Origin of the sequence: Microbacterium paraoxydans, from assembly GCF_019056515.1 — a bacterium.
Taxonomy (GTDB): Bacteria; Actinomycetota; Actinomycetes; order Actinomycetales; family Microbacteriaceae; genus Microbacterium.
Genome location: NZ_CP064873.1, coordinates 1,141,339 through 1,164,917 on the forward strand (window position 1 = coordinate 1,141,339; position 23,579 = coordinate 1,164,917).

19 protein-coding genes and 2 riboswitches are annotated in these 23,579 nt (G+C 69.2%); of the genes, 17 read left to right on the forward strand and 2 right to left on the reverse strand.

The genetic code is table 11. The annotated features are described in order from the left end of the window. Positions 1–158: 158 nt before the first annotated feature. The 13 genes from IZR02_RS05405 to IZR02_RS05465 all read left to right on the forward strand — a co-directional run bounded on the left by IZR02_RS05405 (position 159) and on the right by IZR02_RS05465 (position 16,320). Positions 159–1,856: an ABC transporter substrate-binding protein gene (locus IZR02_RS05405; RefSeq protein WP_025102931.1), complete on the forward strand. Its 1,698-nt coding sequence runs from the start codon at positions 159–161 to the stop codon at positions 1,854–1,856. 39 nt (positions 1,857–1,895) lie between these two features. Continuing rightward, positions 1,896–2,891: an ABC transporter permease gene (locus IZR02_RS05410; RefSeq protein WP_025102932.1), complete on the forward strand. Its 996-nt coding sequence runs from the start codon at positions 1,896–1,898 to the stop codon at positions 2,889–2,891. Continuing rightward, positions 2,884–3,864, forward strand: a complete 981-nt coding sequence (locus IZR02_RS05415) for an ABC transporter permease (RefSeq protein ID WP_025102933.1) — start codon at positions 2,884–2,886, stop codon at positions 3,862–3,864. The genes IZR02_RS05410 and IZR02_RS05415 overlap by 8 nt, the downstream gene beginning before the upstream one ends. Further along, complete coding sequence (locus tag IZR02_RS05420; protein WP_025102934.1) at positions 3,861–4,715, forward strand: ABC transporter ATP-binding protein; 855 nt, start codon at positions 3,861–3,863, stop codon at positions 4,713–4,715. The genes IZR02_RS05415 and IZR02_RS05420 overlap by 4 nt, the downstream gene beginning before the upstream one ends. Then, positions 4,712–5,569 carry an ABC transporter ATP-binding protein gene (locus IZR02_RS05425; RefSeq protein WP_025102935.1) on the forward strand — a complete coding sequence of 286 codons (858 nt, stop codon included), beginning with the start codon at positions 4,712–4,714 and terminating at the stop codon, positions 5,567–5,569. The genes IZR02_RS05420 and IZR02_RS05425 overlap by 4 nt, the downstream gene beginning before the upstream one ends. 49 nt (positions 5,570–5,618) lie before the next feature. Next, positions 5,619–5,713: riboswitch (glycine riboswitch) on the forward strand. Position 5,714: 1 nt separating this feature from the next. Next, positions 5,715–5,811, forward strand: a riboswitch (glycine riboswitch). Between the two features lie 51 nt (positions 5,812–5,862). Further along, positions 5,863–6,978: a glycine cleavage system aminomethyltransferase GcvT gene (gene gcvT, locus IZR02_RS05430; protein WP_025102936.1), complete on the forward strand. Its 1,116-nt coding sequence runs from the start codon at positions 5,863–5,865 to the stop codon at positions 6,976–6,978. Further along, entirely contained in the window at positions 6,975–7,352 is a 378-nt protein-coding gene (gcvH, locus tag IZR02_RS05435) for a glycine cleavage system protein GcvH (protein WP_025102937.1), read from the forward strand. Before gcvT ends, gcvH begins: the two co-directional genes overlap by 4 nt. Before the next feature lie 61 nt (positions 7,353–7,413). Then, positions 7,414–10,254: an aminomethyl-transferring glycine dehydrogenase gene (gene gcvP / locus IZR02_RS05440; protein ID WP_051582200.1), complete on the forward strand. Its 2,841-nt coding sequence runs from the start codon at positions 7,414–7,416 to the stop codon at positions 10,252–10,254. A gap of 215 nt (positions 10,255–10,469) precedes the next feature. Then, complete coding sequence (locus IZR02_RS05445) at positions 10,470–12,119, forward strand: peptide ABC transporter substrate-binding protein (protein ID WP_025102939.1); 1,650 nt, start codon at positions 10,470–10,472, stop codon at positions 12,117–12,119. A 102-nt stretch (positions 12,120–12,221) separates the two neighbouring features. Then, complete coding sequence (locus IZR02_RS05450; RefSeq protein ID WP_025102940.1) at positions 12,222–13,148, forward strand: ABC transporter permease; 927 nt, start codon at positions 12,222–12,224, stop codon at positions 13,146–13,148. Beyond that, on the forward strand, positions 13,141–14,082 hold the full coding sequence (locus tag IZR02_RS05455) for an ABC transporter permease (RefSeq protein WP_025102941.1): 942 nt from the start codon (positions 13,141–13,143) through the stop codon (positions 14,080–14,082). Before IZR02_RS05450 ends, IZR02_RS05455 begins: the two co-directional genes overlap by 8 nt. Then, positions 14,079–15,752: a dipeptide ABC transporter ATP-binding protein gene (locus tag IZR02_RS05460; RefSeq protein WP_025102942.1), complete on the forward strand. Its 1,674-nt coding sequence runs from the start codon at positions 14,079–14,081 to the stop codon at positions 15,750–15,752. Before IZR02_RS05455 ends, IZR02_RS05460 begins: the two co-directional genes overlap by 4 nt. A 1-nt stretch (position 15,753) precedes the next feature. After that, the gene (locus IZR02_RS05465) at positions 15,754–16,320 is read left to right on the forward strand and encodes a PH domain-containing protein (protein ID WP_029989178.1); all 567 of its coding nucleotides are present in this window, start codon (positions 15,754–15,756) and stop codon (positions 16,318–16,320) included. Between the two features lie 7 nt (positions 16,321–16,327). On the opposite strand, the gene IZR02_RS05470 is transcribed toward IZR02_RS05465, so the two are convergent. After that, positions 16,328–17,071, reverse strand: a complete 744-nt coding sequence (locus IZR02_RS05470) for a CPBP family intramembrane glutamic endopeptidase (RefSeq protein ID WP_036292450.1) — start codon at positions 17,069–17,071, stop codon at positions 16,328–16,330. A 191-nt stretch (positions 17,072–17,262) separates the two neighbouring features. Between IZR02_RS05470 and typA the strand changes: the two genes are divergently transcribed. From typA to IZR02_RS05490, 4 genes are all read left to right on the forward strand, one after another. Next, entirely contained in the window at positions 17,263–19,176 is a 1,914-nt protein-coding gene (typA, locus tag IZR02_RS05475) for a translational GTPase TypA (RefSeq protein ID WP_025102945.1), read from the forward strand. A gap of 184 nt (positions 19,177–19,360) precedes the next feature. Further along, the gene (locus IZR02_RS05480) at positions 19,361–20,245 is read left to right on the forward strand and encodes an outer membrane phospholipase A (RefSeq protein ID WP_025102946.1); all 885 of its coding nucleotides are present in this window, start codon (positions 19,361–19,363) and stop codon (positions 20,243–20,245) included. Positions 20,246–20,350: 105 nt separating this feature from the next. Beyond that, positions 20,351–21,403 (forward strand): glutaminase A, encoded by a 1,053-nt coding sequence (glsA, locus tag IZR02_RS05485; RefSeq protein ID WP_029989180.1) that lies wholly within the window; start codon positions 20,351–20,353, stop codon positions 21,401–21,403. Further along, positions 21,400–23,025, forward strand: coding sequence for an MFS transporter (locus IZR02_RS05490; protein ID WP_217316577.1), 1,626 nt, complete (start codon positions 21,400–21,402; stop codon positions 23,023–23,025). The genes glsA and IZR02_RS05490 overlap by 4 nt, the downstream gene beginning before the upstream one ends. Before the next feature lie 3 nt (positions 23,026–23,028). Here the strand turns inward: IZR02_RS05490 and IZR02_RS05495 are convergent, their stop codons facing one another. Further along, positions 23,029–23,577, reverse strand: a complete 549-nt coding sequence (locus IZR02_RS05495) for a helix-turn-helix domain-containing protein (protein WP_025102949.1) — start codon at positions 23,575–23,577, stop codon at positions 23,029–23,031. Positions 23,578–23,579: the final 2 nt, after the last annotated feature.

Consider the following 23,579-nt stretch of genomic DNA (forward strand, 5'->3'; position numbering starts at 1 on the left):
GGCTTGTCCCCCCGGGGCGGGTTTGTTAGGTTACTGTCCTAACAAACCCCTTCGAGGGCGGCCGCAGGCCACCTCCCGGGGTTCCCGTGAACCCCGCCCGGGGTTCGGCTCCAACCGGAGAATCCCTCCTGCAGTGCAGCACCGAGAGGAAATGAAGAATGATCCGTAACGGAAAGCGCAAGATCGCGCTCACGGCGGTCGCGGGGGCCTCGGTCCTCGCCCTGGGCCTGACGGCCTGCGGCAGCGGTGGAGGCGGCGACGACGGCGGCAACGCCGACGGCGACCGCGCACTCCGCGTCTGGGCAGGAAGCCAGACGCCGATCACCGCGAACTACAACCCGTTCGCGCCCACCGTGCTCCACGGTGCGCTCGGTCCCATCTACGAGCCGCTGTTCTTCTACAACAAGACGCAGGACGCCGAGCCCGTCGGCCTGATCGGCGACTCGTTCGAGTACAACGAGGACGGCACCCAGATCACGGTGAAGATCAAGCCCGACCTGAAGTGGAGCGACGGCGAGCCGCTCACCGCCGACGACGTCGTCTTCTCCTTCACGTACGAGGCCAACAACCCCGAGGGCAACGGACTCGTCTCAGCCGAGGCGACCGACGACACGACCGTCGTCCTCACCTACGCCACCGCCCAGTACACGACCGAGTTCCAGCGGATGGGGTCGAGCTACATCCTCCCGGAGCACATCTGGAAGGACGTCACCGACTTCGCGAACTTCGCGAACGAAGATCCCGTCGGCTCCGGTCCGTACGTCGTGGACAAGACCACGAGCGAGTCGTACACGCTGGTCGCGAACGAGAACTACCGCGGCGCCGACGAGCTCGCGGTCAAGAAGGTCCAGTACATCGCGGTCGACAACAACCAGACCGCGCAGGACCTGCTCGCCGCCGGCAAGCTCGACTGGACCGGCATGTTCATCCCGAACCCGGACGACGTCACGGGCAACGGCAAGATCGAGTGGATCAACACCCCGCAGGACCCGACCGTCCTCTACACCTGCTCGAACGCCGAGCTCGGCTGCACGGGCCCGCAGACCGACGTCGCGGTGCGCCAGGCGCTGAACGTCGCGATCGACCGCGCCACCATCAAGGACAAGGCGTTCGTCGGCCTGACCGGCGACATCTCGCCGGCGTACACGCTGCTGCCGCGCGACGAGAAGTGGCTCGCCGACCCGGCCAACGAGGTCAGCCCGCAGGAGGCGGACGCCGCAGAGGCCGGGGAGATCCTCGAGGCCGCCGGCTACACCAAGGGCTCCTCCGGGATCTACGAGAAGGACGGCGCTCCGGTCGAGCTCAGCCTGATCTCGGTCGACGGCTGGACCGACTACAACGACGCCGCGAAGCTCATCGCCGAGCAGGCCGAGGCCGCGGGCATCAAGGTGACCGCGTCGACCGTGCAGTGGCAGGAGTTCTCCGACGCCCGACAGGGTGGCGACTTCCAGCTCATCGTCGGCGGTGTCGTCGGCACGTCGGTCGCCGACCCGTTCCAGATCTACCGTGACTGGTTCGGCGGCACCGAGGTCGAGTCCACCAGCCCCGTCGGCACGGAGATCCCGGCCGGTCGCTGGAACTTCAGCCGCTACAGCAACCCGACGGTGGATGCCGCCATCCAGTCCGCGATCAGCACGAACGACGAAGCGGAGAAGAAGGAGCTGTACGGCACGATCCAGTCCGAGATCGTGCGCGACCTGCCGTACATCCCGCTCGTGATCAACGCGACGCAGACCTTCTACAACACGAAGGACTACACGGGCTGGCCGACGGAGGAAGACCTCTACGCCTTCCCGCCGTCCTGGGGTGCGATCGCGGCCGGCTACGTGCTGACGCAGATCAAGCCCGCCGGCTGAGTCGATGAGTCGGGGAAGTAGGAAGTCAGGACAGGTGACATGAAGTTCTATGCACGAAGGATCGGGTTCTACGCGTTCACGCTGTGGGCCGCGATCTCCATCAACTTCCTGCTTCCCCGGCTCATGCCGGGGGACCCCGCCGACATCATGATCGCCAAGATGCAGCGGGCCGGCGGAGAGGTCTCCGAGACCACCATCCGCAACATCAAGCTCCTGCTCGGCGGAGACGACTCGTCTCTCTGGGAGCAGTACCTCGCCTACTGGGGGCGCATGTTCCAGGGCGATCTGGGCGTGTCGGTGACGAAGTTCCCCACTCCGGTCACGGAGCTCATCGCGGGTGCTCTCCCGTGGACGCTGGTGCTCGTCGGAACCGCGACGGTGATCTCGTTCGTGCTCGGCGTCGTGCTCGGTGCGTGGGCCGGCTGGAAGCGCGGCACCTGGGTCGACCATCTCATCCCCGCGACCACCGTGCTGCAGTCCATCCCGTACTTCTGGCTGGCGCTCATCCTCGTGGCGGTCTTCGCCGTGGGCCTGGGCTGGTTCCCCATCTTCGGCGGCTACGACGTCTTCGACTTCCCGGACGGCCCGGAGCCGACCTGGGCGTTCTTCTCGGATGCCGTCGCGCACTCGATCCTCCCGGCGATCACGATCGTGATCAGCTCGGTGGGCGGCTGGATGTTCGGCATGCGCAACATGATGGTCTCCACGCTCGCCGAGGACTACGTCCTCACCGCCGAGGCGAAGGGACTGCGGCCGCGACGCATCATGACGACGTACGCCGCGCGCAACGCGGCCATCCCGTCGATCGCGGGCTTCTCGATCACGCTCGGGTTCGTCGTCGCCGGCTCCATCGTCATGGAGCAGGTGTTCACCTATCCGGGCGTCGGCAAGCTCATGTTCCAGGCCGTCACCAACAACGACTACGCGCTGATGCAGGGGCTGTTCCTCGTGATCACCCTCACGGTGCTCGTCGCCAACTTCTTCATGGACCTCGTCTATGGCTTCATCGACCCGAGGGCTCGCCAGAATGTCTGACACGAAGAACCCGCTCCTCGTGGAGGAGCCTCCCACCGTCGCCCCCGAGGGCACCGTCGCCCTGGCTACGCAGCGTCAGGAGCGCCGGCGCCGCCGGATCCTGCCCAGCACGTCGCCGAAGTTCATCGTCGGCTCCGTGCTCGTGCTCGCCATCGTGCTCTTCGCGATCATCGCGCCGTTCTTCACGCAGAACCCGCGCAGCACGGACAACCCCGCTCTCGCCGCGCCGTCGGCGGAGCACTGGCTCGGCACGACCAAGCTCGGCAACGACGTGTTCGCGCAGCTCGCCGTCGGCGCGCAGGGGTCGCTGCTCATCGGCGTGACGGCCGGCGGCATCGCCATCGTGCTGTCCCTCCTCTTCGGCGTCCTGGCCGGGTACCTCGGCGGCTGGCGGGAGGACGTCCTCGCTCTCCTGACCAACGTCATGATCGTCATCCCCGGACTGCCGCTGGTCATGGTGATCGCCTCCTTCGTGCCGCAGCGCAGCTGGCAGCTCGTGGCCTTCGTCCTCGGCATTACCTCGTGGGCCGGCGCGGCGTATGTGCTGCGGCTGCAGACCCGCTCGCTCCGCACCCGCGACTACGTGTACGCCTCGAAGGTGGCGGGGGAGAAGTCCCTCCGGGTGATCCTCGTCGAGATCATGCCGAACCTGCTCCCTCTGCTGACCGCGCAGTTCCTGTTCGCGATCATCTTCGCCATCCTCGGCGAGGCGGGGCTGTCGTACCTCGGCCTCGGTCCGAACTCCTCGATCACCTGGGGCTCGATCCTCAACGACGCCCAGTCCGGTCAGGCCCTCGGCCGCGGTGCCTGGTGGTGGTTCGTGCCGCCGGGCATCATGATCGCGATCCTCGGCGCGGGACTCGCGCTGATCAACTTCGCCATCGACGAGGTCATCAACCCGAAGCTGCGCAACGCGCCCGATGCGGCCCGTCGTCTGCGCAAGGCCGCGAAGGAGAAGGGGGTCACCGCATGAGCGACGCCGTGCTCACCGCCAGGAACGTCTCGATCGAGTACGAGGTCGATCCGCCCGTCAAGGCGGTCCGGGATGTCTCGCTGACCCTCCACCGCGGCGAGATCCTCGGTCTCGCGGGGGAGTCGGGCTGCGGGAAGACCACCCTCGCGTACGGGATGAACCGGCTGCTCAAGGCGCCCGCCCTGATGACCGACGGCGAGATCGTGTTCCACGACCGCGACGGCCATGACATCGACGTCGTCGGACTCGACGGAGACGGGCTGCGCGCATTCCGCTGGGACAAGATCTCGATGGTCTTCCAGGGGGCGATGAACTCCCTCAACCCCGTCATCTCGGTCCGCGCGCAGATCTTCGACATCTTCGACACCCACCGCCCCGGAATGTCGAAGAAGGCCAAGCAGGAGCGCGCCGAGGAGCTGCTCACGCTCGTCGGCGTGGACCCCGGCCGGCTGACGAGCTTCCCGCACGAGCTCTCCGGCGGTATGCGCCAGCGCATGATGATCGCGATGGCGCTGGCGCTCGACCCGCAGGTCATGATCATGGACGAGCCCACCACGGCGCTCGACGTGGTCGTGCAGCGCGGCATCATCCGGGAGATCATGCGCCTGCGCGAGAAGCTCGGCTTCGCGGTCATCTTCATCACCCACGACCTGCCCATGCTCATCGAGATCAGCGACCGCATCGCTGTCATGCTGCAGGGCCGGATCGTCGAGCAGGGCACCGCGGCGGAGATCTACCGCAACCCGCAGCACGAGTACACCCAGCGCCTGCTGTCGAGCTTCCCGTCCCTCACGGGCGAGCGGGGCGACTTCGTCCGCAGCGGCGGCGTCAACCAGGAGGTCATCCGATGAGCGTGGACGGGACGAGGCGCGGCGGCACCCTCGAGGCGAGGAACCTCGTGAAGGACTTCCACCTGCGATCGGGGTTCCGCACGAGCGTGCTGCACGCGGTGAAGGACGTGTCGTTCACCTTGGAGGCCGGGCGGACCACGGCGCTCGTCGGCGAGTCCGGGTCGGGCAAGTCGACCATCGCCCGGATGCTGATGAAGCTGGAGACGCCGACCTCGGGCAGCATTCTCCTCGACGGCGAGGAGTCCGGCATGCGGGGGTCGGCCCTCGAGCGCTACCGGTCGGACGTGCAGATGGTCTTCCAGGACCCGTTCGCCTCGCTGAACCCGTTCCACACGATCGTGCACCACCTGGAGCGTCCGATCCGGCTGCACCACCCCAAGCTCGACAGTCGCGAGGTGCGGGCGCGGGCGATCGAGCTGCTGGAGCGCGTGCGGCTCACTCCGGGCGAGAGCTTCGCCGAACGGCGCCCGCACGAGCTCTCCGGCGGACAGCGGCAGCGTGTGGCGATCGCGCGGGCCCTGGCCCCCGGCGCCCGGTTCATCGTGGCCGACGAGCCGGTGTCGATGCTCGACGTGTCGATCCGGCTCGGCGTGCTCAACCTGCTCGCCGAGCTGCAGCGGGAGGAGAACCTCGGCGTCCTCTACATCACGCACGACCTGGCGACCGCGCGGCACTTCTCCGACGACATCATGGTCCTCTTCCGGGGCGACGTCGTGGAGCGGGGATCGGCCGACGAGGTGATCCTGAACCCGCAGCACGAGTACACCAGGACGCTCCTGGCGGCGGCCCCCGAACCGGAGAACCTCGGCAGGCTCCGCGACGAGGTCAGGGCGGAGCTCGCGCTGGGCTCCTGAGCGGGCGGGGGAGACCGCTAGACTGAACCCACAATCGAAGACAGGCCGAACGACCGACGCGGGAGAGCCCCGGCGCATGCAGCCGGGCACCGAAGGAGCAAGCCTCCCCGCCAATCTCTCAGGTACGCGTACCGCGGAGGTCCGGCCGCTCTGAAAAGCGATCCCGAGCACCGGGGGATCCGCCGACGGTGAAAGCCCTGCGCTCGCGCGGGCGAAGCTCTCAGGCCCATGACAGAGGGGGAGTTCCCAGGGACGACGTCGTCGTCCCGCCCGACCCAGCCCGGGAGAACTCCATGTCCGACCCCCGCTACACCCCGTTGCGCGAGCGCCATGAGGCGCTCGGCGCCTCCTTCACCGATTTCGGCGGCTGGCAGATGCCGGTGCGCTACACGTCCGACCTCGCCGAGCACCACGCGGTGCGGCAGGCGGCGGGTGTCTTCGACATCTCGCACATGGCCGAGTTCACGGTCCGCGGCACCGGCGCGGCGGCCTTCCTCGACTACGCCCTCGCCGGGCGGCTGTCGGCGCTCGCGGTCGGCAAGGCGAAGTACTCCCTGCTGCTGACGGCGGAGGGCGGCATCGTCGACGACGTGATCGTGTACCGGCTGGCCGACGACGACTTCCTCATCATCTCGAACGCCGGCAACCGCGACGCCGTGCGTCGGGCTCTCACCGAGCGGATCGCGGACGCGGACGCGGGCGCCGTGGAGGTCGACGACGTCTCGGACGACTACGCGCTGATCGCCGTGCAGGGCCCGCAGGCCGAGGAGATCCTCGCGGCGACGGCGGGCATCGCCGACGTCAGCATCCCCTGGGCGGAGCAGAAGTACTACGCGTGGGCGACCGCGTCGTTCGCCGGCGAGCCGCTGCTCCTCGCCCGTACCGGCTACACCGGGGAGGACGGCTTCGAGCTCCTCGTCCCGGCCGCCCACGCGACCGCGCTGTGGGACGCCGTCCTCGACGCCGGCGCGCCGCACGGGCTCGTCCCCGCCGGCCTCGCCGCGCGCGACACGCTCCGCCTGGAGGCGGGCATGCCGCTGTACGGCCACGAGCTCAGCCTCGACACCGCACCCGCCCAGGCCGGCCTCGGCCGCGTCGTGGTCGTCGCGAAGGACCGTTTCGTCGGCAAGGATGCTCCGGCGCCCGCCGACGATGCCCGCATCCTCGTCGGCCTGACGGCCGAAGGACGACGCGCCGGCCGCGCCGGCTACGCGGTCGTCGACGCCGACGGCACCCCGATCGGAGAGATCACCAGCGGTGCCCTGAGCCCGACGCTCGGCCATCCCATCGCGATGGCGTACGTCGACCCTTCTTCCGCGGAAGAGGGAACCGCAGTATTCCTTGATGTGCGGGGGACCCGTATCCCCGCGACCGTGACCGCCCTGCCTTTCTACCGGAGGACAAAATGACCGACCTCAGCGCACTCCGCTACACCGACGAGCACGAATGGATCGCCGGTGACGGCGACACCGTGACGATCGGCATCACCGACTACGCCGCCGAGAAGCTGGGGGATGTCGTCTTCGTCGAGCTCCCCGCCGTCGGCACCGAGCTGACCGCCGGCTCCGTGGTCGGCGAGATCGAGTCCACGAAGTCGGTCGGGGAGCTCTACGCTCCGGTCGCCGGCACGGTCGTCGAGGTCAACGACGCCGTCGTCGACGACCCTTCGCTCGTCAACGCCGAGCCGTTCGAGGGCGGCTGGCTGCTCAAGGTGTCCGTCGCCGCCGGGGCGCTGGACGGACTGCTGGACCGCGACGCGTACGTCGCACTCACGGAGGGCTGATCCGGACGTGGTTGCATTCGCCGATCGTCACATCGGACCGACCGAGGCCGCCCAGCGCACGATGCTCGACGCGCTGGGTCTCGGCTCCGTCGACAACGGGACGCTGAGCCCGGTCGAGGAGCTCATGCGTCAGGCCGTCCCCGCCTCGATCTACACGGGACCGGAGGACGCGGTCGCCGACTCCCGCATCCCGGTCGCCGCGTCGGAGACCGAGGCACTGGCCGAACTGCGTGCCCTCGCCGCGCGGAACACGGTGAACCGCTCGATGATCGGCCTGGGCTACTACGGCACCGTCACGCCGCAGGTCATCCAGCGCAACGTGCTCGAGAACCCGTCCTGGTACACGGCCTACACGCCGTACCAGCCCGAGATCTCGCAGGGGCGCCTGGAAGCGCTCATCAACTTCCAGACCATGGTGGCCGAGCTCACCGGCCTCACCACCGCGAACGCGTCGATGCTCGACGAGTCCACCGCGGTCGTGGAGGCGATGCTGCTCGCGCGCCGGGCCTCGAAGACCTCCTCCAACGTCTTCGCAGTGGACGCGGATGCGCTGCCGCAGACGAAGGCCATGCTCGCGTCCCGGGCCGAGGCGCTCGGCATCGAGCTGGTCACGGTCGACTTCGCCGCGGGGGAGGAGCTTCCCGCCGAGCTCTTCGGCGTCTTCGTGCAGTACCCCGGGGCCTCGGGCCGTGTGTGGGATCCGTCCGCGGTGTTCGACGCCGCGCACGTCGCCGGCGCGCTCGCCGTCGCGGCCGCCGACCTCCTCGCGCTGACGCTCCTCACCGCGCCCGGCACCCTCGGGGCCGACGTGGCCGTGGGCACGACGCAGCGCTTCGGCGTGCCGATGGGCTTCGGCGGCCCGCACGCCGGCTACATGGCCGTGCGGGCAGGCCTGGAGCGGCAGCTGCCCGGACGTCTCGTCGGCGTGTCCGTCGACGCCGAGGGCAAGCCGGCCTACCGCCTCTCGCTGCAGACCCGCGAGCAGCACATCCGCCGCGAGAAGGCGACGTCGAACATCTGCACCGCCCAGGTGCTCCTCGCCGTGATGGCCTCGATGTACGCGGTCTACCACGGCCCGGATGGACTCCGCGAGATCGCCCGCGACGTCGCCGCCAAGGCGACGCTGCTGCGCGAGTGGCTCGTCGAGGCCGGCGCCGAGGTCGTCCACGAGCACTTCTTCGACACGCTGACCGTGCGCGTCCCGGGCCGGGCGGCGGAGTACGCCGACCAGGCGCGGGGCGGCTTCGGCATCCTCCTGCGGGTCGCCGACGCCGACACGATCGGCATCGCGGTGGACGAGACGACCACGGTGGCCGAGCTGCACCAGGTCGCGCAGGTCTTCGGCGGGAAGCAGGAGCGCGCCTTCGGCTTCGGCCTCGGCGACGCGGACGCGCTGCAGGACGCCCTCCGCCGCCAGGACGAGTACCTCACGCACCCGGTGTTCCACAGCCACCGCAGCGAGACCGCCATGATGCGGTACCTGAAGAGCCTGTCCGACCGGGACTACGCCCTCGACCGCGGCATGATCCCGCTCGGCTCGTGCACGATGAAGCTCAACGCCGCCACGGAGATGGCCGCCATCACGTGGCCGGAGTTCGCGGCCATCCACCCGTTCGCCCCGGAGGCCGACGTGCGCGGCTACCTGGAGCTCATCGACCAGCTCGAGGGCTGGCTCGCCGAGATCACCGGGTACGACGCGGTGTCGCTGCAGCCGAACGCCGGCTCGCAGGGTGAGCTGGCGGGCCTCCTCGCGATCCGCGGCTACCACCGCGCGAACGGCGACGACCACCGCATCGTGTGCCTCATCCCGTCCTCCGCCCACGGCACGAACGCGGCCTCCGCCGTGCTCGCCGGCATGAAGGTCGTCGTGGTGGCGAGCGACGCGCTCGGCAACGTCGACCTGGACGACCTCCGCGCGAAGATCGCCCAGCACGCCGACGACCTGGCGGCGCTGATGATCACGTACCCGTCCACGCACGGCGTCTACGAGGAGCAGGTCGTCGAGATCACCGGGGCGGTGCACGCGGCCGGCGGTCAGGTGTACGTCGACGGAGCGAACCTCAACGCGCTCCTCGGGTACGCGCGATTCGGCGACCTCGGCGGCGACGTCTCGCACCTCAACCTGCACAAGACCTTCGCCATCCCGCACGGCGGCGGCGGCCCGGGCATCGGCCCGGTCGCGGCGAAGGCCCACCTCGCGCCGTACCTGCCGTCGCACCCGCTCGCGCAGCGCGCCGAGCACTTCGGCGGCCACACGTTCGAGGGCGCGGTGATCTCCGCGGCACCGTACGGCTCTGCGGGCATCCTCCCGATCTCGTGGGCGTACGTGCGCATGATGGGGGCCGAGGGCCTCCGGCGCGCGACCGCCGCGGCGGTCCTCTCGGCGAACTACATCGCCGAGCGCCTCGGCGGGCACTTCCCGGTGCTGTACACGGGGGAGAACGGACGGGTCGCGCACGAGTGCATCCTCGACCTGCGTCCGCTCAAGGAAGCCACCGGCATCTCCGTCGACGACGTCGCCAAGCGCCTGATCGACTACGGCTTCCACGCGCCGACCATGTCGTTCCCGGTCGCCGGCACCCTCATGGTGGAGCCCACCGAGTCGGAGGACCTCGACGAGATCGAGCGCTTCATCGAGGCCATGATCATGATCAAGGCCGAGGCGGACGCCGTCGCCGCGGGGCGCTGGCCTGCGGACGACAACCCGCTCGTGCACGCCCCGCACACCGCGGTCTCGCTCATCGCGGGGGAGTGGGCGCACGCCTACACCCGCGAGGAGGCCGCCTACCCGGTGCGCTCGCTGGTGGCGGCGAAGTACTGGCCGCCGGTCCGCCGGATCGACCAGGCGTACGGCGACCGCAACCTCGTCTGCGCCTGCCCGCCGATCGAGGCCTTCGCCTGACACGGACCCGCACGACGAACGGCGTCGCGCCCGCCTCCCCGCGGCGCGGCGCCGTTCGCGTTGCGCCATGTTTCGGTCATGTGACAGATGGTCACCACTCAGTAACAGTTCGTTAGCCGAACGTCCTGGACGCGCGACCCCCGGGTTACGCTCAGGTATCCCTGCGCGCTCGATGATGAGCCGCGCAGAATTCCCACGTCCACAGGAGGACAAAAGTGAAGCGCAACAAGATCGCCCTCGCGGGCAGCGCACTGTTCGTGATCGGCGCCCTGACCCTGGCAGGCTGCGCCAGCGGCGGCGGCAACTCGGGAGACGACGGCAGCGGGGCGAAGGCTGACCCGGACGCCATCATCACCACGAACGGCTCCGAGCCGGAGAACCCGCTCATCCCGACCAACACCAACGAGGTCGGCGGCGGCAAGATCCTCGACGAGATCTTCGCCGGACTCGTCTACTACGACGCCGAGGGCAAGCCGGTCAACGACATGGCCGAGGAGATCGTGACCGAAGACCCGCAGCACCTCACGGTGAAGCTGAAGGAGGGGCAGACCTTCTCCGACGGTGAAGAGGTCACGGCCGACAACTTCATCAAGGCGTGGAACTACGGCGCCCAGGCGGAGAACGCCCACCTCTCGAACTACTTCTTCGAGGACATCGAGGGCTTCCAGAACACCGACGAGGTGTACGGCGCGCAGGGCGACATGACCGGCCTCGAGCAGGTGGACGACTACACCTTCAAGATCACCCTGAACAAGCCGGCCGCCGACTTCGCGCTGCGCCTCGGCTACTCGGCGTACTACCCGCTGCCCGACGCGGCGTTCGAGGACATCGACGCCTTCGGCGAGAACCCGATCGGCAACGGTCCGTACAAGCTCGACGGCGAGGGCGCCTGGCAGCACGACGTGCAGATCGACCTGGTCCGCAACGACGACTACGAAGGCGGGCGCCAGGCGAAGAACGGCGGTCTGACGATCAAGTTCTACGCGACCCAGGATGCGGCCTACGCCGACCTGCAGGGCAACAAGGTCGACGTCATCGACGTCATCCCCGCCGTCTCGCTGCCGACGTTCCAGGACGACCTCGGGGATCGCGCCGTGAACCAGCCGTCCGCCGTGTTCCAGTCGTTCACGATCGGGCAGTTCCTGCCGCACTTCTCGGGCGAAGAGGGCATCCTCCGTCGCCAGGCCATCTCGATGGCGTTCGACCGCGACCAGATCACCGACAAGATCTTCTTCGGCACCCGCACCACGGCCTCCGACTTCACGTCGCCGGTCATCGACGGCTGGTCCGACTCGATCGCGGGCAACGAGGTCCTGAAGTACGACCCGGAGAAGGCCAAGGAGCTGTGGGCCGAGGCCGACGCGATCTCCCCGTGGGAGGGCGAGTTCAAGATCGCCTACAACACCGACGGCGGCCACCAGGAGTGGGTCGAGGCCGTGACCAACGCGATCTCGAACACGCTGGGCATCGAGGCCTCGGGCGACCCGTACCCGACCTTCTCGGTCATCCGCGAGGAGATCAACAACAACAGCATCAAGACCGCTGCCCGCTCGGGGTGGCAGGCCGACTACCCCGGTCTGTACAACTTCCTCGGCCCGCTCTACGCGACCAACGCCGGCTCGAACGACGGTGACTACTCGAACCCCGAGTTCGACAAGCTGATCGCCGACGGCATCAGCAACACCGACACCGCGGCCCAGGTCGAGGAGTTCACCAAGGCGCAGGAGATCCTCTTCAACGACCTCCCCGCGATCCCGCTGTGGTACTCCAACGTGACCGGTGGCTACGCCGACACGGTGGACAACGTCACCTTCGGCTGGAACTCTGTCCCGCTGTACTACGAGATCACGAAGGCTGCCGAATAGGCCTGACGGAGCTCGCAACCGCGAGGCGGTGACGGTCTTCCGTCACCGCCTCGTCGGGTGCTTCCGTCCTGCCTGTTCGCGACCGCCCGAAAGCGACAGCGGATGCTCAGCTATATCCTCAGACGTCTTCTCCAGGTGATCCCCGTCTTCTTCGGGGCCACCCTGCTCATCTACTTCCTCGTCTTCGCGATGCCGGGAGACCCGATCCTCGCGCTGTTTGGCGACCGCACGCCCAGTGAGGCCCTCGTCAACGCGCTCCGCGAGGAGTACCACCTCAACGATCCGTTCCTGGTGCAGTACTGGTACTACATCACCGGTGTCTTCCAGGGCGATCTCGGCGTGACCTTCTCCGGCCGACCGGTCTCCGACGTCCTCGTCGACACCTTGCCCGTCACGGGGCGTCTCGCGATCATGGCGATCGGCATCGAGTTCACCCTCGCGATCTCCGTCGGCACCATCTCGGCGCTGCGCAAGGGGAAGCTCTTCGACACGACGGCCCTGCTCATCGCGCTCGTGGCTCTCGCCATCCCGATCTTCGTGATGTGCTTCCTGGCGCAGTACTTCCTGGCGATCCAATGGGGCTGGTTCAGTCCGACAGTCGGGTCCGACAACGACTGGGGCGGCCTGTGGCTCCCCGCGCTCGTCCTCGGGTTCAGCCTGTTCGCCGTCAGCATGCGCCTGATGCGCAGCTCGGTGATCGACACCCTCAACCAGGATTGGGTGCGCACGGCCTACAGCAAGGGGCTCTCGCGGCGACGCGTCCTCCCCGTGCACGTGCTGCGCAACTCCCTCATCCCGGTCATCACCAACTCCGCCACGAACTTCGGTGTCCTGCTCGTCGGGGCCACCGTGACCGAGGGGATCTTCAACATCCCCGGTGTCGGCAACACGCTCTATCAGGCGGCGATCCGCGGGGAGGGGCCGACGGTGGTCTCCTTCGTGACGGTGTTCGTCATCCTGTACGTGCTGGTGAACCTTGTCATCGACCTGCTCTACGGTCTGCTCGACCCGAGGATCCGCTATGTCTGACCCCACCACACAGAAGCACTACGTCGCCCCGGTCGAGACCGAGACGATCTCCGTCGATGCCGTCCGCGTCGGCGACAAGCCCAGCAACCTGTGGCGAGACGCCTGGCGCGACCTGCGCCGTCGACCGTTGTTCTGGTTCTCGGTGTTCCTCGCCGCCGTGTTCGTGCTGATGTCGTTCTGGCCGACCCTGTTCACGCAGGTCAATCCGCGCGCCTGCGACCTGATGTACAGCAACGAGGGCCCCACGCCGGGCCATCCGCTCGGCTACAACTTCCAGGGGTGTGACATCTACGCGCGTGTCGTGTGGGGTGCGCAGACCTCGCTGGCCGTCGGTCTGATCGCGACCGTGATCTCCGCGGTCCTCGGCCTCATCATGGGAGCCATCGCCGGTTTCTACGGCGGCTGGCTCGATGCCCTGCTCTCGCGCGTGGGGGACATCTTCTTCGCGATCCCGTACATCCTCGCTGCGCTCGTGGTGATGACCGTGCTGTCGGACTACCGGTCGGTGTGGACGCTCGCGCTCGCGATCGGTGGGTTCTCGTGGGCCTCGACGGCTCGCGTCGTGCGCGCCGAGATCCTGCGGGTGCGTCAGGCCGACTTCGTCATGGCATCGCGCGCTCTGGGGCTGTCGCAGTTCAAGACGCTGGTGACCCACGTGGTTCCCAACGGGATCGCACCGCTCCTGGTGGTGTCGACGCTCGGGCTCGCCGCCGCCATCGTGGCCGAGGCCACGCTGTCGTTCCTGGGCGTCGGGCTCGACGGCACCGTCGTCTCCTGGGGCAAGGACATCAGCCAGGCGCAGGCGGCTCTGCGCGTCGCTCCGATGTCCCTCATCTATCCGTCGATCGCGCTCACCCTCGCGGTGCTCGCTTTCGTGAGCCTCGGCGAGCTCATCCGAGACGCCATCGACCCGAAGGCGAGGGCTCGCCGATGAGCGACCGCACCACCCCACAGATGCCGCTGCTGAGCGTGCGCGACCTCACCGTCGCGTTCCGCACCCAGGGCGGGATGCGCGAGGTCCTGCACGGCGTCACGTTCGACGTGATGCCCGGTGAGACGGTGGCCATCGTCGGCGAGTCCGGCTCGGGCAAGTCGACCACGGCGACCGCCATCGTCGACCTCCTCCCGGGCACGGGAACGATCACGGGCGGGTCCATCACGCTGGAGGGCCGCCCGCTGACCGGGCTGAGCCGGCGCGACATGGAGGCGGTGCGCGGTCGAGACATCGGCTTCGTCCCGCAGGACCCGATGTCGAGCCTGAACCCCGTGTGGAGCATCGGCTTCCAGGTGAAGGAGGCCGTCCGCGCGAACGGCGTCGCCCAGGGGCGCGCCGCGGCGAAGGCGCGGACGATCGAGGTGCTTCAGCAGGCCGGATTGGCGGATGCCGAGCGTCGCCTGCACCAGTACCCGCACCAGTTCTCCGGCGGAATGCGCCAGCGCGCGTTGATCGGGATCGGCCTCGCCGCCGACCCGAAGCTCCTCATCGCCGACGAGCCGACCTCGGCTCTCGACGTGACGGTGCAGCGGGTCATCCTCGACCACATGGCGTCGCTCACGCGCGACAAGGGCACCTCGGTGCTGCTGATCACGCACGACCTCGGACTCGCGGCCGAACGCGCCGAGAAGATCATCGTCATGAACGGCGGCAACATCGTCGAGGCGGGCCCCAGCCGGCAGATCCTGGAGAACCCGCAGCACCCGTACACGAAGCGACTGGTCGCCGCGGCGCCCAGCGTCGCCTCGCAGCGGATCCAGGCGGTCGTGGAGGACCGGGGCATCGAGACGCTCGACGACCTGGCCGACATCCCGCCGACGGTCCGCGTGGCCGGCCTGACCAAGGACTACAAGATCCGGCAGGGCAACTTCCGCAGCGAGGCGTTCCGGGCGGTGGACGACGTGTCGTTCGAGATCCCGCGCGGAAAGACGCTGGCCCTCGTCGGTGAGTCCGGTTCGGGGAAGTCCACGGTCGCGAAGATGGTCCTCAAGCTGGAGGAGCCGACGAGCGGGACGATCGAGATCGACGGGCAGGACGTGTCCCATCTGTCGAACGCGCAGTCGTTCGGACTCCGCCGGCGCATGCAGCCGGTGTTCCAGGACCCCTACGGGTCGCTGGATCCGCTGCGGAACATCGGCAACACCATCGCGGAGCCGCTGCAGATCCACGGCGTCGGCGACCGGGCCTCGCATCGGGCTCGCGTGGAGGAGCTCCTGGAGCAGGTCGCCCTGCCGCAGGCACTGGCCACGCGCTACCCGAACGAGCTCTCCGGCGGACAGCGGCAGCGCGTGGCGATCGCGCGTGCGCTGGCGCTCAAGCCCGACATCATCGTCCTCGACGAGGCGGTGTCGGCACTCGACGTGCTCGTGCAGGACCAGATCCTGCAGCTGCTCGCCGAACTCCAGTCGGAGCTGAACCTGACGTACCTCTTCATCACGCACGACCTCGCGGTCGTCCGGGTCTCCAGCGACCTGGTCTGCGTCATGGAGAAGGGCAAGGTCGTCGAGCAGGGGACGGTCGACGAGATCTTCGCGAACCCGCAGGAGGAGTACACGGATCGTCTGCTGCAGGCGATTCCCGGTGCCTCGATCCCGCTCGGCGGCCTCTGAGGTGGCGTCTCCCGGACACCCCGAGGGCGCACGGACCTACCGTGCGCCCTCGGGCACCGTGGTCTTCGTCCTCAGCATCCTGCTGGTGCTGTTCCTGCTCGGGGACACCGTCGTCAACGGCAGCATCGTGCAGGCGCTTCTCGTGGCGCCCTGGCTGCTGCTCGGTCTGTGGATCGTCTACGAGACGGCTTTCGTCTCCTTCGTCCGCGTGGATCAGGACGGGGCCGTGGTGCAGAACCTGCTGCGTCGCACGACCGTCGGCTGGGCGCATGTGCAGGACATCGACATGCGCTGGCAGCTCGAGTTCACGCTGGACGACGGCCGCACCGTGAGCTGTTGGGGCGGACCGGCCAAGGCACGTCCGCCTCGTCGCTCCCGGGATGAGGATGCTGAGGTGAAGGTGCCGTCGGCGCTCCGGGTGCTCACCGGCATCCGCGACCTGTGGAGCGCGGCACCCTCGACGGCGGACGCCCCGGTCCGACGCAGCTGGGACGGCCCGGCCCTCATCGCCCTCGCCGTCATCGTGCTGTGGGCCGTCGCGGCGCTCGTCGTCGTCAACCTCGGCTGAGCGCGCCTCAGCCGGGAAGACCGAACAGGGCGGGCCAGGTCGCCGCGGCCCAGGGATAGCCGACGAACGCCGCCGCGTCGATGAGGAAGTGCGCCACCAGGAACGGCAGCAGCCGACCGGTGCGGTGGTAGAGCCACCCGAACAGCAGCCCCATCGCGAGGTTGCCGATGAAGGCACCGGGCCCCTGATAGAGGTGGTACGTCGCGCGGAGCACGGAGGTCGAGACGATGATCGTCCACGGCGACCATCCGAGCTGCCGCAGGCGGGCGAACAGGTACCCGAGCACGACGAACTCCTCCTGGAGCGATGCGCGGGCGGCGGCGAGCAGGAGGATCGGCACGGTCCACCAGTGCGCGTCCAGACCCGCGGGGTTCACGGCCACGAACAGTCCGAGCGCCCGCCCGCCGAGGTAGAGCGCCAGTCCCGGCACGCCGATCGCGAGGACGAGGAGCACGCCCCGGCCGACGTCGCCGGCCACGCGGGTGCCGTCGAGGCCGAGCCGCTCCAGGTGCGGGCGACGGCGCTGCCACAGCAGGAAGCACACGAGGAGCACCGGCACCAGGGCGAAGCCGATCGACAGCACCTGATAGATGAGGTCGAACACCTCCCGGTCGCTGCGGGAGGGGTTGAGGGTGGCGGTCTGATCCGCGAGGGGCGTGTCGTCCGTGAGCCGATAGGCGAGCTGCACGATCGCGTAGACCGCGGACTGGCCCAGACCCAGGGCGAGCACGATGGCGATCTCCCACCACAGGCGTGCCCGACCCTCACGCGGTTCGTCCCGCCGAGTGGGCGCGGTCGACGGCGTCTGCGGCGCCGGGGGAGTCGGATCGGGGAGGGTCACGGGACGATGGTACGACGTGCGTTCAGGAACCCGATCCGCGCGTACGTTATCCTGGAACGTCGGCTTCCCGGCGCAACCCCACACTCTTTGAGGACCCTTGTATGGCGCACGCCCTCCGCTCTGACCTCCGCAACGTCGCAATCGTCGCCCACGTCGACCACGGCAAGACCACGCTCGTCGACGCGATGCTCCGCCAGACGGGCTCCTTCGGCGAACACTCGCACGTGGAGGAGCGCGCGATGGACTCCAACGATCTGGAGCGCGAGAAGGGCATCACGATCCTCGCCAAGAACACGGCGATCACCTACAAGGGCAAGCACGCCGGCGGCAAGGAGATCACGATCAACGTGATCGACACCCCCGGCCACGCCGACTTCGGCGGCGAGGTCGAGCGCGGCCTGTCGATGGTCGACGGCGTCGTGCTGCTCGTGGACGCGAGCGAGGGCCCGCTGCCGCAGACCCGCTTCGTGCTGCGCAAGGCGCTCGAGGCCAAGCTCCCCGTCATCCTCCTGGTCAACAAGACCGACCGTCCGGACGCCCGGATCGCCGAGGTCGAGGAGGAGGCGCACGACCTCCTGCTGGGCCTGGCCTCCGATCTCGTCGACGACGTGCCCGACCTCGACGTCGACGCGCTGCTCGACGTGCCCGTGGTCTACGCCTCCGGTCGCGCCGGTGCCGCGTCGCAGAACCGTCCCGCCGACGGCTCGCTGCCCGACAACGACGACCTCGAGCCGCTGTTCGAGGCCATCCTCGAGCACGTCCCGGCCCCGGCCTACGACGACGAGGCCCCGCTGCAGGCCTGGGTCACGAACCTGGACTCCAGCCCCTTCCTCGGTCGCCTCGCCCTGCTGCGCGTCTTCAACGGCACACTCAAGAAGGGCCAGACGGTCGCGTGGGTCCGCTCCGACGGCTCGACCAGCAACGCCCGCATCACCGAGCTGCTGAAGACCCGCGCCCTGGAGCGCTACCCGGCCGAATCCGCCGGCCCCGGCGACATCGTCGCCATCGCCGGCTTCGAGGACATCACGATCGGCGAGACCATCGCCGACCCCGAGGACATCCGCCCGCTGCCGGCCATCACGGTCGACGACCCCGCGATCTCCATGACGATCGGCACGAACACCTCGCCGCTTATGGGCAAGGTCAAGGGGCACAAGCTCACCGCCCGCATGGTGAAGGACCGCCTGGACCGCGAGCTCATCGGCAACGTGTCGCTCAAGGTCGTCGACATCGGCCGTCCCGACGCCTGGGAGGTGCAGGGCCGCGGTGAGCTGGCCCTCGCGATCCTCGTCGAGAACATGCGCCGTGAGGGCTTCGAGCTCACGGTCGGCAAGCCGCAGGTGGTCACCAAGAAGATCGACGGCAAGGTGTACGAGCCGTTCGAGCACCTGACCATCGACACGCCGGAGGAGCACCTCGGCGCGATCACCCAGCTCCTCGCGAACCGCAAGGGCCGCATGGAGAACATGACCAACCACGGCACCGGCTGGGTGCGCATGGAGTTCGTCGTGCCCTCGCGTGGTCTCATCGGCTTCCGCAGCGAGTTCCTCACGACCACCCGCGGCACGGGTATCGCCAACGCGATCTCGCACGGCTACGAGCCGTGGGCGGGGCAGATCACCACCCGCCAGAACGGCTCGATCGTGGCCGACCGCTCGGGTGTCGTCACCCCCTTCGCGATGATCGCGCTCCAGGAGCGCATGTCGTTCTTCGTGCAGCCGACCGAAGAGGTCTACGAGGGCATGGTCATCGGCGAGAACTCGCGCGCCGACGACATGGACGTCAACATCACCAAGGAGAAGAAGCTCACCAACATGCGCTCCTCCACGGCCGACAACTTCGAGTCGATGACGCCGCCGCGCATCCTCACGCTGGAGGAGAGCCTGGAGTTCGCGCGCGACGACGAATGCGTCGAGGTGACTCCGGAGAAGGTCCGCATCCGCAAGGTGATCCTCGACCAGACCGTCCGCGGTCGCGAGGCCTCGCGTCTCAAGCGTCAGGACGCGAACGCCTGATCGCACCGCACTCCTTTCGAGAGGGCCCCACGCCGCCGCCTGGCCGCGTGGGGCCCTCTCATGAAAATCCCAGGTGAGGGCTAGTTTTCGTTCAGGTTGATGACGCAGACTCGTTGACTTGCGCCCGGGGCGAGCTCCCGATGAGTCCCCGATATGGGCGTACGACGACCCGAAAGTCAAAGCCTTGCTTCAGAAGACCCGTGCGCTTCGGCGCGCCTCCGACGCGGCAGCCGCTCGCGCCACCGTCACCCGTACACCCCTCATCGCCCTCGGCGCCGCCACGGCCGCGCTCGTCGGCATCACCCTCAGCGTGGGCCTCGCCTCCGCCCCGGCGGCCGGAGCGGAGCGCTCCGACGCCACCTCCGCCGTCACGAGCCACGACCTCGGCACCGAGCCCCTCACCCGCATCGCCGATCAGGCCGTCATGACGGTCTCGAACGCCACCGATGCGGTCGCCGCGGCGAAGAGCCTCTCCACGGAGGTCGCCGAGTCGGGCCTCGACGTGGGCGCGGCGGCGTCCGTCGACACCACCGCTCTCGAGGACGACCTGGAGACCCTCGCCGATCGATCCACCCTCCCGCTGGTCCTCATCACCGTGACAGCCGAGCAGGCCGAAGCCGAGACCGAGAAGGTCGTGACGGCCACCGCAGACCTCCAGAAGGCTTTCACGGCCGCGCAGGAGAAGAAGGCGGCAGAGGACGCCGCCCGCGCCGCCGAGGAGAAGGCGGCGGCCGCAGCGGCGGCGCTCGCCTCCGCGAACACGCCGGACGGGGCTCGGGCCACCGCACAGCAGATGATGGCCGACCGCTACGGCTGGGGCGGCGAGCAGTTCTCCTGCCTGAACTCGCTGTGGAACAAGGAGTCCGGCTGGAACTACCAGGCGTACAACAACGACGGGGGAGCGACCGGCATCCCGCAGGCGCTGCCCGGCAGCAAGATGGCCTCGGCGGGTGCCGACTGGCAGACGAACGCCGCCACCCAGATCGCCTGGGGCCTGCAGTACATCGCCGACGCCTACGGCACCCCGTGCAGCGCCTGGGGACACTCCCAGGCCATGAACTGGTACTGAGCCGCAGAGCGGGCCCCCTCGCGAACGATTGCCCCTAGCCGACACCCGACACGGACGCTACCGTGACAGGGAGACGGCTGGGGGCGTCGCGATTTCCGAGGAGGAATGGTGCTCGACCCCACCGTCTGGCTCGACGTCCCGCAGGAGGTCTCCACGGGCACGCTTCCCGGATGGGAGCGGGTGGACGAGCTCGTGCGGGAGGCGCACGCCCGCTACGCGGACGAGGTGTCCGGGGAGGTGGCGGACTACATCCCCGTCCTCGCCGCGGTGGATCCGGAGCTGTTCGGGCTCGCGGTGATCGAGGTGGGCGGCGGCATCCACGACGCCGGAGACGCCCTGCACGCTTTCTCCATCCAGTCGATCTCCAAGATGTTCGTCTACGCGCTGGCGATCCAGGAGCACGGCCACGAGCGGGTCCGCGAGATCGTGGGCGTGAACAACACCGGCCTCGCCTTCAACTCGGTCGTGGCGCTGGAGCTCAACGACGGGCATCCGCGCAACCCGATGGTCAACGCCGGGGCGATCGCGACCACGGCGCTGATGCCCGGCGCCACGGCGGTGGAGCAGTGGGAGCGCGTCCGCGAGGGGCTGTCCGCGTTCGCCGGACGACCGCTGAGCCTGGACGGCGAGGTCTACGCCTCCGAGGCCGAGTCGAACGAGCGCAACCGCGCACTCGGATGGCTGCTGCGCAGCTACGGACGACTGGCCGGCGATCCGGACGAGATCGTCGACGTCTACACCCGTCAGTGCGCGCTCAGCGTGACCGCGCACGACCTCGCCGTCATGGGGGCCACGCTCGCCGACGGCGGGGTCAATCCCGTGACGGGGGAGCGGGTGGTCTCCGCGGACGTCTGCCGTGACACGCTCGCCGTCGTCGCGGCGAGCGGGCTGTACGAGCGGTCCGGGGACTGGCTGTTCGAGATCGGGCTTCCGGCCAAGTCGGGCGTCTCGGGCGGCCTCGTCGCGGTCTCTCCCGGCAAGGGCGCCGTCGCCGGCTTCTCGCCCCGGCTGGACGAGGCAGGCAACTCGATCCGGTCGCAGATGGCGATCGGCCACCTGTCGCGGTCGCTGGGGCTGAACCTCTTCGCCTCCGCGCCCGCGCCCGCGCATTCCGACGATGCGCGTGTCTCGTCAGCCTTGGAAGGAGAGCGCTCATGACCCGCACGGCCCCCGCCCCCGCGAAGACGTCCTGGCTGCCGATGGTCAGCCTGTTCCTCGCACAGGTGCTCATGTCCTTCAACGTCGCGGCGCTGCCGATCTCGCTCGGCGGCATGGTGAGCGACTTCGGCGTCCCGCCGACCGTCGCGAGCACGACGATCGTGATGTACGGCCTCGCCGTCGCGGCGCTCGTGATGACCGGGGCCAAGCTCGGGCAGCGCGTCGGCTGGGTGCTGATCTTCCGCGTCGTCGTCGCGCTCTTCGCGGGGTCGGCCGTGATGATGCTCCTCGCCCCGACCGTCTGGTGGGCCATCGCCGGACAGGCCGTGGCGGGAGCGGCCGCCGCGATCATCGTCCCCTCGATCGTGGCCCTGATCGCCGAGAACTACCGGGGCGCGCAGCAGGCCACGGCCATCGGTGCGATCGGCTCGGCGCGCGCGATCTCCGGTGTCAGCGCCTTCCTCATCGGAGGGACGCTCGGGACGCTCGTCGGGTGGCGTCCGCTCTTCGTCATCGTGCTGGCGATCGCCGTCGCGGTCTTCGCCCTGAGCTTCACGCTGCGCGGCGACCGCGGCGATGCGGCGATCCGCATCGATCTCGTCGCGGCCCTCCTCATCGGCGCGGCGATCGTGCTGCTCACCCTCGGGTTCAACAACCTCAACAGCTGGGGAGCGCTCGCGGCGGCGCCGTCCGCCCCGTTCTCCATCCTCGGGCTCTCGCCGGCACCGATCTTCATCGTGTCGGGGATCATCCTGGGCCAGGGGTTCTTCCTGTGGACCCGGCGGCGGATGGCCGAGGGGAAGGTGCCGCTCATCGACCTGAGCGTGCTGGGGTCGTCCCGGGAGCGCGCCGCGGTGTACGCCATGTTCATCGTCGTGGCGCTGGAAGCCTGCGTGAACTTCACGGTGCCGCTGTACATCCAGATCGTCCAGGGGCGGACGCCGTTCGACACCGCCCTCGCGATGATGCCGTTCAACCTCACGGTGTTCGTCACGGCGACGCTCGTCGTGCGGTTCTACACGCGCTACCCGCCGCGCACGATCGGCGTCTTCGGGTTCATCCTCACGACGGCGGCGCTCGTCTGGTTGTCCGTCGTCGTGACGAACAACTGGGAGACCGTGCCGACCATCGCCGGCCTCATCGTGTTCGGCATCGGCCAGGGCGCGCTCGTCACCCTGGTCTTCAACGTGCTCGTGACCGCGGCGCCGCCCGAGCTCGCCGGCGACGTGGGATCGTTGCGCGGCACCACGCAGAACCTCGCCTCCGCGGTCGGGACGGCGCTCGCCGGGGCGCTGCTGGTCTCGCTGCTCGCGCTCAACGTCGGACGCGCGGTCGTGGAGCATCCGGACCTGCCGCCGTCGCTGGTGTCGCAGGTCGACCTGAACGAGGTGAACTTCGTCAGCAACGACGAACTGCGTGCGGTCCTGGAGACCACGTACGCGACGCCGGAACAGGTCGACGCCGCGGTCGCCGTGAACGAGGAGTCGCGCCTGCGCACGCTCAAGCTCGGCCTGCTGATCCTCGCCGCGGTGAGCGCGCTCGCGATCCTGCCGGCGTCGCGCCTGCCGAACTACCGTCCGCACGAGATCCCGGATCCCTCGCCGGCCGGGCCGGGGGAGTGACCCTCAGCGGAGCTCGGAGATGAGCACGGCGCTCGTCCCGGGCGCGATGGCCTCGAACACGTGCGCCGCATCGCCGGCATACGTCAGGTAGTCGCCCGGGTTCAGCACCACGGCATCCTCGGGCGGGCCGACCCGCGCCTGCCCGGCGATGAGGATCACGTGCTCGATCGTGCCCGCATGGTGGGGGTCCGAGCGTCGGGGGTCGCCGGGCTCCGCCTGGATGAGGTACACGTCGCGCCGGGCGCCCGGAGGGCTCGCCGAGAGGAGTGTGGCGCTGTAGGCGGCGGCAGAGGAGGGCACCCCCGCGAGGTCGTCGGCGCGGATGAGGGTGGGGGCGTTGGCCTGCTGGTCGACGAGCACCGCGAAGGGCACGCCGAGCGCGACGCCCAGCGCCCACAGCGTCTCGACGCTCGGGTTGCCGGCACCGCTCTCGAGCTGGGAGACCGTCGCCTTGGAGATGCCGGCCCGCCGGGCGAGCTCGGAGACGGACAGGTTCGCCGCCTCGCGCTCGCGGCGGAGCGTGCGGGCGATGCGGGTGCGGAGATCGTCCATGC